General features: G+C 63.9%; 13 protein-coding genes. All 13 read right to left on the reverse strand.

Features of this window, described 5'->3' with window-relative positions; translation table 11 throughout:
* Nucleotides 1-39: 39 nt before the first annotated feature.
* The 13 genes from FXV83_RS08910 to FXV83_RS08970 all read right to left on the reverse strand — a co-directional run bounded on the left by FXV83_RS08910 (nucleotide 40) and on the right by FXV83_RS08970 (nucleotide 14,693).
* The gene (locus FXV83_RS08910) at nucleotides 40-1,086 is read right to left on the reverse strand and encodes a flagellar hook-associated family protein (protein WP_148738811.1); all 1,047 of its coding nucleotides are present in this window, start codon (nucleotides 1,084-1,086) and stop codon (nucleotides 40-42) included.
* Nucleotides 1,087-1,089: 3 nt separating this feature from the next.
* Nucleotides 1,090-2,565, reverse strand: coding sequence for a flagellar hook-associated protein FlgK (gene flgK, locus FXV83_RS08915; RefSeq protein ID WP_148738812.1), 1,476 nt, complete (start codon nucleotides 2,563-2,565; stop codon nucleotides 1,090-1,092).
* A 34-nt stretch (nucleotides 2,566-2,599) separates the two neighbouring features.
* Nucleotides 2,600-3,838, reverse strand: a complete 1,239-nt coding sequence (locus tag FXV83_RS08920) for a flagellar hook protein FlgE (RefSeq protein WP_148738813.1) — start codon at nucleotides 3,836-3,838, stop codon at nucleotides 2,600-2,602.
* Nucleotides 3,839-3,920: 82 nt separating this feature from the next.
* On the reverse strand, nucleotides 3,921-4,502 hold the full coding sequence (locus FXV83_RS08925; protein ID WP_148738814.1) for a transglycosylase SLT domain-containing protein: 582 nt from the start codon (nucleotides 4,500-4,502) through the stop codon (nucleotides 3,921-3,923).
* A complete protein-coding gene (gene fliK, locus FXV83_RS08930) occupies nucleotides 4,453-5,751 on the reverse strand; it encodes a flagellar hook-length control protein FliK (protein ID WP_148738815.1) in 1,299 nt (432 codons plus the stop codon). Before fliK ends, FXV83_RS08925 begins: the two co-directional genes overlap by 50 nt.
* Nucleotides 5,748-6,938, reverse strand: a complete 1,191-nt coding sequence (locus FXV83_RS08935) for a chemotaxis protein (RefSeq protein ID WP_148738816.1) — start codon at nucleotides 6,936-6,938, stop codon at nucleotides 5,748-5,750. Before FXV83_RS08935 ends, fliK begins: the two co-directional genes overlap by 4 nt.
* Nucleotides 6,935-8,296, reverse strand: coding sequence for a MotB family protein (locus FXV83_RS08940; RefSeq protein ID WP_148738817.1), 1,362 nt, complete (start codon nucleotides 8,294-8,296; stop codon nucleotides 6,935-6,937). Before FXV83_RS08940 ends, FXV83_RS08935 begins: the two co-directional genes overlap by 4 nt.
* 6 nt (nucleotides 8,297-8,302) lie before the next feature.
* A complete protein-coding gene (locus FXV83_RS08945) occupies nucleotides 8,303-8,995 on the reverse strand; it encodes a hypothetical protein (protein WP_148738818.1) in 693 nt (230 codons plus the stop codon).
* Nucleotides 8,992-10,617: a flagellar basal-body MS-ring/collar protein FliF gene (gene fliF / locus FXV83_RS08950; RefSeq protein ID WP_187435767.1), complete on the reverse strand. Its 1,626-nt coding sequence runs from the start codon at nucleotides 10,615-10,617 to the stop codon at nucleotides 8,992-8,994. Before fliF ends, FXV83_RS08945 begins: the two co-directional genes overlap by 4 nt.
* A 302-nt stretch (nucleotides 10,618-10,919) precedes the next feature.
* Complete coding sequence (locus FXV83_RS08955; protein WP_148738820.1) at nucleotides 10,920-11,831, reverse strand: flagellin N-terminal helical domain-containing protein; 912 nt, start codon at nucleotides 11,829-11,831, stop codon at nucleotides 10,920-10,922.
* Nucleotides 11,832-12,359: 528 nt separating this feature from the next.
* Complete coding sequence (locus tag FXV83_RS08960; RefSeq protein WP_148738821.1) at nucleotides 12,360-13,268, reverse strand: flagellin N-terminal helical domain-containing protein; 909 nt, start codon at nucleotides 13,266-13,268, stop codon at nucleotides 12,360-12,362.
* A 244-nt stretch (nucleotides 13,269-13,512) separates the two neighbouring features.
* Nucleotides 13,513-14,253, reverse strand: a complete 741-nt coding sequence (gene fliP / locus FXV83_RS08965) for a flagellar type III secretion system pore protein FliP (RefSeq protein WP_148738822.1) — start codon at nucleotides 14,251-14,253, stop codon at nucleotides 13,513-13,515.
* Nucleotides 14,250-14,693: a flagellar basal body-associated FliL family protein gene (locus tag FXV83_RS08970; protein WP_148738823.1), complete on the reverse strand. Its 444-nt coding sequence runs from the start codon at nucleotides 14,691-14,693 to the stop codon at nucleotides 14,250-14,252. The genes fliP and FXV83_RS08970 overlap by 4 nt, the downstream gene beginning before the upstream one ends.
* Nucleotides 14,694-14,720: the final 27 nt, after the last annotated feature.

Here is a 14,720-nt window from a genome sequence, read left to right on the forward strand (position 1 = left end):
GAAACTGAGTAACAAGGCACATGTCTCGAGCCCGCCGGCTCAGAGATAGTTGATAAGGCTGATCTTCTGGAGCTGCGACGTCAGCGCGAGCGCGGTCTGGATCTGAGTCTGCAAGGTGTTGACGCGCACCGACGCTTCCGCCGGATCGACCTTCTCCATACCGACGATCTGATTGTTCAGAATGTCCTGCTGCGTCTTGAGCTTGTCGGTTGCAGAATTAATCCGCTGCTGGACCGTGCCGACGCCGCCGCCGAGCACAGCGAGGTCAGTGATGGCGTTACCGACGAGACCGATGGCCTTGTCCACGACGACCTGGAACGTCGTCTGGTTCAGGTTCGCGTTCCCGAGATCCGCCATCATGGTGTATGCCTCGGCGAGCTTGCGGAAGCCGGCCTGGTTGGCGCTAACGGACGTATCGGCGATCTCGGTCGTGGAGATTCGGCTTTGCATGACCTGGTCAGTGGCCGTTGACCAATTGGTGTTCCAGGCCGGGCTCGCGAACTCCGCATCGAAGGTGGTGTCGAGGAAGGTCTGCATTTGGGCCGGGGTAATGCTGCTCACGCTGGCCGAGGATTGCGAGAAGCCGAAGGTCGCAAGGAAATCGGCGTCGACCTGATTCTTGCTGGCCGAGCCCGCGGTGTAAGCCGTGATCGGCGTGTTCTGCGTGTTGATGCCCGAGAAAAGATACGAGCCGTTATAGGAGACGTTCAACGCACCGATCAGATCCTGGAGGTTGGAGGACGCGGGCGGCAGGATGACTCGGCCGCCACCGTCGGTACTGCGCGCCGCGATCAGATCCTTGAGGAAGGACGTTGCGGTCGTGTTGAGCTGGGTGATCCGGTTCTGCGTCACGTCCAGGCGTCCCGAGACGAGGCCGTTGGTATCCACCAGCTGATCGGCGAAGCTCAGGTCCGCCCGCAGGGTGAGATCGCCTCCCGTCGTGGCACCAAGCTCGAGGCCGACATCGGCGAAGCGGCCGGTGGTAGCCTCCTTCGACGCCTTGCTCAGCGCAGCCTGGTTGTTCGTGATCGAGGACCTCAAGGTCGAAGACAGCATCAAGGTCGAGATGTAGTTCGCGCTCATCATGGCTTAATTCCCCACGGCGGCCAGCAGGCTCTGCAACATTTCGTCGACGGTCGAGATGATCTTCGACGACGCCGAATAGGTGCGCTCGACCTGAAGCATCAAGGACATCTCGTCGTCCATGTTGACGCCGCTGACGTTCGACAGCGCGGCGGTGCTGCGGTCGAGCAGCGTTTTCTGGTAGGTGACGTTGGAGTCCGCGGCCTTACGCTGGTTTTCGATCCAGCTCGTCGACGACGACGCGAAGTCGATCAAGCTGCCGCTCGGCTTGCCTTGCGTGGTTGCATCGAACGGCTGTGACGCATCCATGCCACCGATGAGCTGCTGCAGCCGGACCGAGTAGCCGGCGTTGCCGGCGGTGTTGTATTGATATGCGACGTTGCCGCTGATCGCGCCGTCGCGCAGCAGATCGGGATTGCCGCCCTGCGCCGGATCGACCGACGCCGCAACACTGATCAGGCCGGCAAGGCCGACTGAGACGGTGGCGCTCGCCGGTATCGCCGGCGCGCCGGGATAGGTGAAGAGGCCGGGCACGTCGGGCAGCGACGCGCCGGACTGATCACTCTCCTTGAAAGTCTCGATCAGGCCGCGCGCGATTTCGTCGAGCTGGCTCTGATAGGTGACGGTGTCCTGGTCACGCAGCTGAGCGAGGCCCGCGAGCTTGCCCGACTTCAGCGGCATCACTGAATTGGCGCCGGTTACCGGCACGCCGTCGATATAGACCGCGTTGCCCGTGGTGCCAGCCGTATAGGCGTTGGTCGGCGCGAAACTTACCGTCCGCGCCGTTTTGTCGAACAGCACCACACCGCTGTCGGCATAAAGCGCCGCGTCGCCGTTGGGACGGATCGACATCGTGACGCCGAGCTCCTGCGAGAGCTGGGAGACGATGCTGTCGCGCTGGTCGAGGTAGTCGGTGATGTCGTCGCCGGAGATCGTGCCCTTCATGATCGCGGTGTTCACGGTCTGGAATTGGGAGAGCAACTGATTGATGTTCTGAACCGACGTTTTCATGTCGGCATCGGCGCCCTCACGGACCGACTGCACGGTCTGGGTCGCCTGGTTAAGCGCGGTCGCCATGTCCTTGGCGGACGTGACCGCCGCCTGCGCCAGCGTGGTATTGTCCGGGGCGTTGGCATATTGCTGGAGCGCCTGCTTCAGCGCATTGAGCTGTGCCGTCGGCGACTGGTCGAGCTCCGGATCGTCCACCGTGGCCGATGCGATCTTCTGGAGACCGTCAAAGATCGCGCTCTGCTTGGCCGACGATGAGGTCGCGATCAGGACGTTGTTGTAGAGACCCGAGCTGGCGGCACGCTGGATCGCTGCGACGTAGACACCGGCATTGGGCAGGTTGTCCAGCACGGCAATCTTGCGCGAATAGCCGGCGGCGCTGGCGCCGGCGATGTTGCGCGAGATGGTCGAGGACTGGATGCCCGACGCCATGAGCGAGGCGCGGGCGGAGTCGAGAGCGGCGGTAAGGGACATGGCTTGCTCTTGCCCGGGATGAACGCTTGGGGATTCAGCGCTTCAGGTTGACGACGACGTCGAGCAGATCGGCGCCGGTCTGGAACGATTTCGAGTTCGCGGTGAAGCCGCGCTGCGCCTCGATCATGCCAGTGAGTTCGTCCGCGAGATCGACATTGGAGTCCTCCAGCGCACCCGACTGAACGGTGCCGCGCCCGCCAGCGGCGGCATTGCCGGCCTGGGCGTTTCCGGAGTTCATGCTGATGGAATAGACGTTACCCGCTTCGGGGGTGAGATTATCGGGGCTCGGAACGTCGGCGAGCATGATCGTGTAGAGGGGCGTTTGCGTCCCATTCTTGAGGACCGCGGTCAGCACACCCTGGGAATCGACGTCGATCTTCTCAATCGCGGCGGGAACACTGCCATTGACGGTTGCCTTGTAGTCGAAGCTGGAGGCGACCTGCGTCATGGCCGACATGTCGATCGTGAAGGGCGAGCCGCCGGGAACAGTCACGGTGAGCGACGTTGTCGCGCCGGTTAACGCACCCTTTCCGGCCGCCGTCGTGTCGAAGGTGAACGTGCCAAGACCGCCCGCAAGCGGGGCACCTGCCGCTGAATCATAAACTTGGATCTGCCAGGTATCCGTACCGGCGACAGATCCGGTCTTTGCCATATAGACATCGAGCTTCTTGGCATTGCCGATATTGTCGTACGCCACGATCGAACTCTTCGACGAATATGACGTCGGGCCGGGAGGCAGAGCCGCCGGCGGGATAATGGCTGCGCTGGGATCCAGATTTCCGGTCACGGTCGCCAGGGTGGATGCCACAGGCACCTGCGATACCTGGGAAATGTTCACGACTTGAAGTCCAGTCAGATTATTCTGCGAGAAGTTGGTTACGAGACCCGGCTTGCCCAGGAGGTAGAAGCCGGCGGCATTGACCAGATTGCCCTGGCTGTCCGGCACGAACGAGCCAGCTCGTGTCAGGAACTGCTGCGTGTTGTTGGCGTTCGACACCACGAAGAAGCCGTTGCCCTGGACGGCGAGGTCCGTGGTCGATGTGGTGAACTGCGTATGTCCTGCATCGCTGATGGCGTAGCGGACGGTTGTCTCGACGGCACCGGAATCGTAATTGCCGGAGCCACTCTTCAGGATCAGCGAGGAGAATTCGGTCGAAGCCCGTTTATAGCCCGTGGTATTGACGTTGGCGATGTTGTCCGAGACCGTTGACAGCTTGTTGGACTGCGCGGACATCCCGGAAACGCCGGTGCGCATAACACCATACAGGCTCATGAATAGGACTCCTTCGGTAGGTTGCAATTACAATGGTGGTTCTTGCTTGCGCGAGGCTGATGGTAAGGAACAATGCACAACTTCATGTCGTCTGCGCCTGGCAGAACGAGCGCGCCTTGTCGGTCCACGCGCCGAAGCCGCTTGAGACAAGATGCGCGACGATGTGGCAGACATAGCGCTTCTGCGCCGGCTGGTTGTTGGGGCCCGCGTTGTAGCGGGCGACAGCCATGGTCCAGCTACCCTCGCGCTGCTTCAACTCCTTCAGGAAGCGCGCCGCGTAATCGACATTCCTGGCCGGATCGAACATTGCCTGCACCGAAGCGAACTTGTCGCCATGGTAGTAGTGGTTGATCTGCATGCAGCCGAGGTCGATGAGCTTGATGCCCTTGCTTCGCATCGCTTCGAAATTCGTGATCGCGTCCCCCATGTCCTTGGCGAACACCGTCTGTCCCTCGGCGCCGAGCGCGTAAGGATAGAGCGCACCGCGACGCCCGGTTTCGGTCAGGCCAACCGCATAGAGAATGCCGAGTGGAATTCCGTGCTGCCGCGAGGCGCGCGCCATCTCGCGCTCGCAGGGGCGTGCGCCGTCGGTGGCGGCCTGCGCGGCGCCGGCGTTACAGATAAACAGGGCCGCGACGAAGATGCGGCGCCACGTCCTGGTCATGACGCGTCTCCTGATTGGGTTGGCGCTCTTGCCGCGCTTGCTTGGCTCCGCCGTCCGATTGCCCGGGCGACGTGCTCGCGCCGTCGAACGTCCCTTGCGACTGCGGCGATTGCTGTTGCTGGCCAGAGAGCTGCGGCTGCGACTGGCCGGAGCCAGACTGGAATCCGTCCAGCGAGCCGTGCTGGACAGGTGCGACCTCGGCGACATAGCCTGCCGACTGCATGAGCTCGCGGATCGAATCGCGCTGCTGGTCCAGCATCTGGCTCGTGTCCTTGCGCTCGGCCGCGAGATGGACGGAGACCTCCGTGCCGACGAGACGAAGCCGAACGGTAACGTTGCCGAGCGCCGGCGGCTCGAGATTGATCGTAAGAATCCTCAGCGGCTGATCGGGTGCGTTGGCCTGGGGCGCCGCGAGATCCGGCGCAGCGGATGCCGCCGGTGCAGGCGAACCCTTCAGCTCCGACACCACCGCATTCGCGACCTGTTGGGTCGCGCTGAACTGCGCGGGCGGCAGATGCGTCTCCTGCTGAACCACCGTGACCTTGGTCGCTTCGGGCAACGCGTCCCGTGCCGACACCTTCGCGGCGCGCTCTACGTTGGCTGTGACGGCTTCGAATCCGGGTGCGATGGGCATCGCCCTCGGCGAAGCATCGCTGCCCTCCTGCGCGGCCGCCGGTTGCGCAGCCGCGACTAGCGGACGCGAGCCGGATGGAACGGGGGGAACGACATCGCCCGCCGCGCCCTTCGTCATGCTCACGCTCTGAACGTCGCGCTTCGCCAAGGACTGTCGCTCATCCCGCGCAGAGGTGTCTTTCTTGTCGCCCGCTGGCGGTTGTATCTGCGGCTTCATGGCCGGCATGGCGGCGAGGTCCTGCCCGACGATCATGGGACTGCTCGATCGGCTCTGGATGTCGGCCTTCACGACCTGGTCGACCGGACTCTGGGCTTCCAACGATTTGGACTCCTCGACTGCCTCAGTGCGCTCGCGCACCGCATCGTCCTTCTTGCCCTTCTCGGTCGGATGCGCGAGATGCGTGCGCAGCGCTCCGGCTTTCACGGTCGCGTCGCCGCCTTCATCGTTCAGCGCCCGCTTCGCAAGGTTCGAGACGGTGTGGAGCAGATCGTTAAACGCCGCGTCTCCGGAGGATTTCCCCCCGGCATTCTTGCCGGCGCGCGACGTCCCGCGCATGCCGAGGCTTTCGGCGAGACCAGAGAAAAGCTGCGCGGAGGTTCCGTTGAGCTTGGTCATGGTCGTCGGTCCTTGGTGAGCAGTTCCAGTTCGCCGAGTTGCTTGCGGCCGCGCGCAAGCGTCGAGGTCGACGACGCGAGATCGAGGCGCGCTGGCGTAGGCGGAGGCTTATCGGCCGTGGCACCGGCCGACGCGCCCGCGATCGGCTTGCGGACATCGAGCGCGAGCTGGATCGTTGCATTCAGAAACGGAGCGTCGCGCTCAGGTAGCTTTGACCGGTCAAGCGCCTTTAACTCGGCGAGTCCGCCGTCATATTCGTCGGTGAGTGCGCGCGAGACGCCGCGGAATAAATGCGCACGCTCGCGATCCGCCGTGGCATCGGCGCTGAGCGTCAGCGCCCGCTCCCCTGCGAGCCGGGTCACGGCCAGTCGCCCGCGGAGCATCGCGGCGCGGGCAATGACGAGATAGAGCTTGAGGCGGCTGGCGCGATCGATCTGCTCCAGCAGGGTGCCGATCCGCGCGAAGCGACGGTCGTCGAGGGCGAGGCTCGATTGCGTCAGGCCCGAGGAGAAGCGCTGCCAGAAATCGCCGGCATAGATGGAGTTGCGGTAATGGCGGATATAGGCCAGCGTCAGGAACTCGAATTTGTCGAAGTCCTCGGCCTGCCCGACCAGCAGGATCTCGCGCCGTAGCGCCGCCTCCTCTACAAGCGTCCCCGGCAGGAGCAGGCGGGCGTCGTCCAGACGCTCGATCGCGAGCGATGCCTCGGAGCGCGCGAACAGCGCGCCCTGGACCAGCGCGACCTGCCCGCCCAGGCCCGATGGAATGGTGCGCGGCTTGACGTCCTTCAGCAGTTCGCGGGCTTCGTCCTGGCGACCCTCGACATAGGCCAGTGCGCCATTGAGCAGCCGCTCGTCGACGTTCAGCTTGTCGCGCGGCAGCTTGCGGACGATCTGCGGCGCGCCGCCGCTGAGCAGATAGATGACGACAGCCTGGCCGTTCTGCGGATTGCTCCAGACGCTCGCATCGGCTGCGAGAAACTTTTCGCCGATCTGCCTGATCAGCGCGATGTGGCTGCCATGAGCAGCCGTGTCGCCATTGGCGATTCCGTCCTGCACTGCCTGCAATGCACGGACGAGCTCATAGGGTTCGACCGATGCCGACGCAGGCTCGGCAATTGCGCGTGCCGCGGTGAGCGGCAGCACCATCAGCAGCAGTAGCACGGCGCTAAGCAGCGGCCCGATCAAGAACGCTTCTCCCGGATCAGGATCTCGATCCGGCGGTTCTGCGCGGCGGCGGGATCGTTCGGGAGTTTCGGCCGGCGGTCGGCGTAGCCTTCGACATGCTCGATCCGCTGCGCATCGACGCCGGAGCGGACCAGCATGTAATAGGCCATCTGGGCACGAGCGGTCGACAGCCGCCAATTGTCGTACGTTTCCGACCGGTACGGCCGATTGTCGGTGTGGCCGCGGACGATGATTGGGCCCTGGCGCTTGGTCAGCAGCGGCCCGATCTTGTCGATCACACGGATCAGCTCGGGGCGCGGCTCGGCTGAGCCGACCGCGAACATTCCGAAGCTCGCATCATCGGTCAGGCTGATCAGAAGACCGTCCTCGACCTGACGAACCTCGGCCACCGGTCCCGCGCCGGCCTTGATGTCCGACAGCGCGTCGGCGATCGCGGCCTGAAGCTGCTTGACGGTCGGCTGCTGAACCTGGGCGGCTTCGCGCGGATCGGCGTCCCTCGCGGCATCGGCGGGTCGCGGCGGCGCCGTGGCGTTGGCAGGCGCGTTGGCTTGTGTGTTGACTTGTGTGTTGGCTTGGGCGCCCGGCTGAGCGTTCGCCTGGGCGCTGGCTTCGCGCGAAGACTGCGACGGCGTGGGTCCGGGCGGCAGCAGTGGTGAGAGGCTTGCGGACGACGCGTCTGGGTTCGGAGCGACGCTTCCGCCGGCATCGTCCGACTTTGCACGGCGCGCCTGCGGCTCGCCCTGGCCCGTACCGGCCGGGTTGTCGCGCGCGGAAGCATTCGGCTTCGGCTCGTTCTCGATGATGCGATCGGCATCCTTGGAAGCTTGCGGAGCAAGCTTCCAATAGCCCGGGTCGAACGGATCGCGATAGGCGTCGCCACCCTTGAGACCGTCTTCTTCCGCGGACGTCAGGGCGCCGGCGCGCCGCTGGCCTGAGGCCTGGTTCGCACTATTGGCGATCTCGGCAAGCGTGGCGTAGGGATCGCGAAACAGGACCTTCTCTTCGTAGAACGGCGGCTTCTCCGCCGTCGGCGAGTCGCCGCGGCGCTCCTCGCTCGGCCCGCCCGGCTGACGCTTTCCGTCCTGGCCTTCGAATGAAGACGGCTCCTTCTTGCTCAGGTCCTTGAGGCCCTTGGGAGCGGGCGCGTTTTCTGAGAGCTTGATCGGATTGAAATAGCTCGCCACCACCTGCTTCTGGTCCTGGTTGAGCGCATTGATCAGCCACATGACAAGGAAGAACGCCATCATCGCGGTCATGAAGTCCGCATAGGCGATCTTCCAAACGCCACCGTGCGCCTTCTCGTCGTCGAAGGCGCTGCGCCGGCGGATGATCACGAGCTCTTGCTTGACCTCATTCATGGCGAACTACCGGCGCGCCTCCTTCAGGTGTTCGGCCCAAATCGAGATCTGCGTCTCGATCACGGTCTGGTCGGCGACGACGCGAACCTCGAAAGTGTCAGCGGCCTCGTATTCGATGCCCGTTCGCCGGGCCGTATCGAGCTGCGCCCGCACGAGATCGAGCAACTCGCCTGGGCCGGTGATCTTGAATACCGGCACCGGCGAACAACCAGTCAGCGCAGCAATCTGTTCGACCAGAGACCCGATCGCCTTGTCACGCACGGCATCGGCGAGGAACGGCAGCAGGATCCGCGCAACGGAGCTTGCGATATTGGTTTCGATCTCGCGGCAGGCGGACTCGAAGCCGTTGACGACCGCGACCGCCTGCTGGTCGGACCATTTGGCCCGCTCTTCGCCGAGCCGGATGGCGCTACGAACGCGCTCTTCGGCGAGCTTGGCGTCGCCTTCCGCAAGACCGGCGGCATAGCCGCGGCGATGGGCATCGTCGAGAAGATTGGCGGACGGGGTTTCAGCCTTGGACGCCGGAGGCGGCGACTGAGGCTGCGGCTGCGGTTGAGCCTGGGGCTGAGGCTGAGGCTCGCGCCGGACCTCCTTCGGTCTTGCCGCCGGCTCCTGGGCCTTCGGCGACGGAACCGGCTGCGACTTGACCCGACCGTTCGCGTCGAACTGCGTCAGGAGTTTTCCGATTGCCGCGTTCATGCCGCTTCCTCCCGTCGCATCCAGTCTTTAAGGATCGCGGCCGCCTGAGCCTGATCGAGGCGGACGATCTGCTCCAGCCGCTTCTGCGGGGTTCGCTGCATCTTGCCTTCGAGGTCTTCGACGAGGTTGAGCTCAGCCAGATCGCTTTCCGGCAGTGCGAGGGCTGCGGCGGCCTCGAGCTCGGCAGCCTCCGCGGCTTCGGTCTGCTCCTGCTGCGCGCGGTGGGTCAGGATGCCGTTGACCGCGGGTCGCAGGCCAAACCAGACCAGCATCGAGGCGACGGCCAGGATCGTCACCGCGTTGATGACGCTGCCGAGCTGCTTGTTGATCATCTCGACGAAGCTGATCGGAGGCACCGGCGCCAGCTCGCGTGAGCCCTCGATGAAGTCGACGGCCGTCACCTGGATCTGATCGCCACGCTGCTTGTCCAGTCCGCCGGCGGTTGCCGCAAGCTGGCTGATCTCGGCGAGCTTGCTGTCGACGATGGCCTGGTTGCTCTTGTCGCCGAGATCGGCGACAAGCCGCGTGCGGTTGACCAGCACGGCGATGAAGAGCTTCTTCACCGAATAGCCGTCACTCACCGTCGTCGTGGTCTTGGATGAGACCTCGAAATTGGTGACGTCCTCTCGGCGCTGCTTGTCTTCGCTGGAGTTCTTGGTACCGCCGGCATTCACCTGCTGGTCCGGAAGGTTTTGCTGCACCGTCGTCGGCTGCGAGCGATCCGCGTTCTGTGACGTCTCCTTCTCGCGGACGTTCCGAACCGATCGCTCGGCGCGGTTCTCAGGATCGTAGACAGTCTCGTTGGTCTGGCGCTTGTCGGTCGAGAGTTGCGGAGCGACGCTCACCTCGAAATTGTCCAGGCCCAGATACGGCGTCAGCGCCTTGCGGATGTTCTCCTGCACCATGCCGCCGACCGTCTTCTGCAGGCTCGCCATCTTGGTCGGCGCGGCGCTGGCCTCGTCCTCTTCGGCCAGCAGCATCGAGCCGTCGGCATCCAGCACCGTCACCTTGTCGCGGGTCATGCCGGGGATGGCGGCCGCGACGAGATGGCGGATCGACTGCGCCGTGCGTGCTTCGATCGCACCGTCGGTGCGCAGCACGACCGACGCCGACGGCGGCAGCTGCGTGGCGCGGAACGAGCCGCGCACAGGCATGACGATGTGCACCCGCGCCGCCTTGACCCCCTTCATCAGCTGGACGGTGCGGGCTATTTCGCCTTCCAGCGCCCGCAGCTTGGTGACCTCCTGCATGAACGAGGTCAGGCCGAGCGAGCCGATCTTGTCGAACAGCTCGTAGCCGGAATTGGCGCTGGTCGGCAGCCCCTTCTCGGCGAGCAGCATCCGCGCCTGCATGGTCTGGCTGGGGCGCACCGAAACGGCGTCGCCGGCCGCGCTGACGTCGAAGGTGATGTTCTGCTCGCGCAGCGCGGCGCCGATGCGTGTCACGTCCTCACGGCTGAGGCCGGTATAGAGCGATTCGAATTCCGGCCGGCTCAGATAATAGGCGCCTCCGACGACGGTGACGAGAACGGCAAAGCCGATCAGTCCCAGGGCCATCAGGCGTCGCGGCCCAAGTTCCAGCAGATTGTTGAGCAGCTGCTGTAGCTGCGCGCGGCTGAGCATAAGACCTCGTACCAATGCGAACGTAGATGACACTCCGCTGCGAACCTTGTCTGGAGGTTGCGTGAGGATACGAACGTGTCGGTTCGCCTTCGAGGCGTTGCAATTTTACAAGAAGCTTGGGCAGCGCAATCGGTTCAATGTCAACATGCAGGCGACCGGGCGCATGGCACGCGATCGGCTGCGGCGTGTTGCATGAAGGCTGGCGTCAGAAGTCGCTTGCGGGCACGCTTCGTGCCACTACATCCGCCAGTCACGGCGGGGACCGTGCTCCCTGGGGAGCACGGTCATTTCGGACTCGCCGCTTAGTTACGGAACAGCGACAGGATGCTCTGGCTGTTCTGGTTGGCGATCGAGAGCGCCTGAACGCCGAGCTGCTGCTGGGTCTGGAGCGCCTGCAGGCGGGTCGATTCCGCATTCATGTCGGCGTCGACGAGCTGGCCGACACCACGATCCACCGAGTCCATCAGGGTCTTGACGAAATCCGTGTTGGTCGAGATGCGGTTCTTGACCGCGCCGAGATCGGCGGCGGCCGAGGCCACCGAGTTGATCGCGGCCGTGACCTGCGCGATGAAGCCATCGATCGTGGTCTGGTCAGCGGCCGAATCGGTCAGCAGCGAGATGTCGATCGTGTCGACCGACGCAGTGCCGCTTACCGTGTCCAGAATGCCGGTCTGGGTGCTGGTATAGAGCGAATAGTTGGCGATCGTCAGAGTGATGGATCCGATGGTGGGCGTGCCGCCGACGCGAGAGAACGACGACACCAGGTTGAAGGTCGCCGGCGTGGTCGCGGTCGCGCTCAGCCAGTTCACTCCGTTGAAGGTCGCCGCATTTGCGGTGCCCTTCATTTGCTGCTGGATCTGGGTGATGTCCGCCTGGATCTTGGTGCGGTCGATACCGGCAGTCTTGGCTTCGACCAGCAGCGCCTGGAGCTTGGTCAGGCCGCCGGTTTTGTCGCCGACAACCGCGGTCAGAGCGGTATATTCGGTGTCGACGGTCGCAGCCGACAGACCGAGCGAGTCGGAGACAGCGGAGAGCGCGGCGTTGTCGGCGCGCATCGAGGTCGCGATCGACCAGTAGGCGGCGTTGTCCGAGGCAGTCGAGACACGCTGGCCGGTCGATATCCGGTTTTCCGTCGTCTGCAAGCTGGCGCTGACGTTCCGGAGGGTCTGCAGCGCGGTCATTGCTGCGGAGTTGGTGAGGAGGCTAGAACCCATTTTGATGTCCCTTTGAAGATTGAATTGAGTTTGGGACATACCGGGCTTGCACCGGTACGACAGGGCGGCGTCATGCCTTTGGGCACGCGAAAATTCGCTTGGAGGGCCCAACCTGTCGTAGCGGCGATGATAGAGGTCGAAGCTTGTGCGAGGCTTGTGGCTCTGTGCCCCGGTTGCAACGCAGGGCAATCGCATATGGATTTCACGCGGATTGTCCGCGGGCTTGCTCGGCCTCTCCCGCTTGCGGGAGAGGCCGACGCGCTCGCAGAGCGCGGCGGGTGAGGGCTCTCGCCACGCAGGGATGTCCTCCGCAATCCTCAACAATCCCGACGCGGAGACACCCCCACCCCAGCCCTCCCCCGCAAGCGGGAGAGGGAGCTCACTGCCGATGTCGCCGCATCGTGCACCCATATGCGATTGCCCTGGGATGCAATGGGGCGGCCGAAACTACGGCGTGCTGGCGGCGTCACGCCAAATAAAAGGGCCGCGCTTTGCGAGAAGCGCGGCCCTCCCCGGATTGTTTGAGGCTTAGCGGAACAGCGACAGGATGCTCTGGCTGCTGTTATTGGCGATCGAGAGCGCCTGAACGCCGAGCTGCTGCTGGACCTGGAGGGCCGCCAGGCGGGTGGACTCCTGGTTCATGTCGGCGTCGACGAGCTGGCCGATACCGCGATCAACCGAGTCCATCAGCGACTTGACGAAGTCCGTGTTGGTCGAGATGCGGGTCTTGACGGCGCCGAGGTCAGCGGCGGCCGAGGCCACCGAGTTGATCGCGCCGGTAACCTGCGCGATGAAGCCGTCGAGCGTGGTCTGGTCAGCCGCCGAGTCGGTCAGCGCGGAGATGCTGATCGTATCGACCGACGCAGTGCCGCTCACCGTGTCCAGAATGCCGGTCTGCGTGCTCGAGTAGAGCGTGTAGTTGGCGGTCGTCACGGTGATGGAACCGGTCGTGGGCGTGCCGCCGACACGAGAGTACGACGACACGAGGCTGAAGGTCGTCGGTGTGGTTCCGGTCGTCGTGCTCAGCCAGTTGATTCCATTGAAGGTCGCGGCATTGGCCGTGCTCTTCATCTGCTGCTGGATCTGGGTGATGTCTGCCTGGATCTTGGTGCGGTCGATACCGGCGGTCTTGGCTTCGACCAGCAGCGACTGCAGCTTGGTCAGGCCGGAGGTGCTGTCGCCGATAGCCGAGGTCAGAGCGGTGTACTGTGTGTCGACCGTCGCAGCCGACAGACCGAGCGAGTCGGAGACCGCGGAGAGCGCGGCGTTGTCGGCGCGCATCGAGGTCGCGATCGACCAGTAGGCGGCGTTGTCCGAAGCGGTAGCCACACGCTGGCCGGTCGAGATCCGGTTCTGCGTGGTGGAGAGTTGCGAGCTGACAGACCGCAGGGTCTGGAGCGCGGTCATGGCGGTCGAGTTCGTGAGAAGGCTTGACATTGCGAATGTCCCTTTATGTACGCGTTACATTTTCACATGGGGACATACCGGGTTTTCGCCGGTACGGAGGGGCGGCATCATGCCTTTGGACTGATGTGGGTGGGGTCCAACCCGCCGTGCCGCATTGCTAACACGCCGAATCTTGCGCCCAGATTAAGATCGGCTTGAATTCCGCAGCAATATCATATGGTTAATATTAGTTTTTGCTAACCATAACCAGCCGACCGGCCGACCATTGCGGCGCTCAGGAGAACGACCTCACCAGTCCGGAGGCCAGCAGATTCCAGCCGTCGATCAGCACGAAGAACAGCATCTTGAACGGCAGCGCGAGGATCGTCGGCGGCATCATCATCATGCCCATCGACATCGTCAGCGTCGCCACGATCATGTCGATCACCAGGAATGGCAGGATGATGAGGAAACCGATCTCGAACGAGCGCCGGAGTTCGGAGATCATGAAGGCCGGAATGATGACGCGCATATCGATGCGCTTGTCGTCGAGCTTCTTGCGGAAACTCTCCGCGGCGAGCGCCTCGAAGGTCTGGAGATCCTTGTCGCGGACATGGGCCAGCATGAACTCGCGGAACGGATCGGTGATCTTCAGATAGGCCTCTTCCTCCGAAATCTCGTTCTTCATCAGCGGCTGGACGCCGGTTTCCCAGGCGCGATCGAAGGTCGGCGCCATGACGTAGAAGGTCATGAATAGAGCGAGGCTGATCAGCACCAGATTGGCCGGCGTGGTCTGCAGACCGAGACCGGCGCGCAGGAACGACAGCGCGACGGCAAATCGCGTGAAGCTCGTCACCATGATGAGCAGCCCCGGCGCCACCGACAGCACCGTGATCAGCGCCATCAGCTGGATGATCCGGCCGCTGGTCGAGCCGTTTCCCGGCGGCAACAGCGAGTTGAGGTCCGGCATCTGGGCGAGCGCCACCTCGGGCAGGACGACCAGAATTAACGCGAGCAGCAGGACTCTCACTCTCACTGGATCACCAATGTCTCAATAATCAATTCGCGCACCTTGCCTGAAGATCGTACATTGGCGCGTTCGGACAGATCGTCGCGCAGATGCTGAAGCCCGCGCGATCCCTCGAACTGCGCAACGGAGGCCGACCGCAGATAGACGACGATGTCTTCGCTGATATGGGCGGCGAGAATGCCGGCATCCTCGTCGCTCATGCTGTCGGTCACCATGGAGGCTTCGACGCGCGCCCAGTTGTTGGCCGGGGCGGCGAGATTGGTCACGATTGGAGACAGCTTCCTGAGCCGCGCGCTGCCGGCATAGCTCGAGGCAACAGGCGGCGGCGTGGGAGTCTTCTTCGCGTCGGCGACGCGCTCGGCGGCCGCAAACAAATGCAGGCCGGCTAACGCGCCCGCACCGATTGCGACCAGTGTCAGGACCACGATGGCGGCGATCAGGCGCATGGCGCCCCCTCGCCCCGCGACGCGGCC

The sequence above is a fragment of the Bradyrhizobium hipponense genome, from assembly GCF_008123965.1.
GTDB classification, from domain to species: domain Bacteria; phylum Pseudomonadota; class Alphaproteobacteria; order Rhizobiales; family Xanthobacteraceae; genus Bradyrhizobium; species Bradyrhizobium hipponense.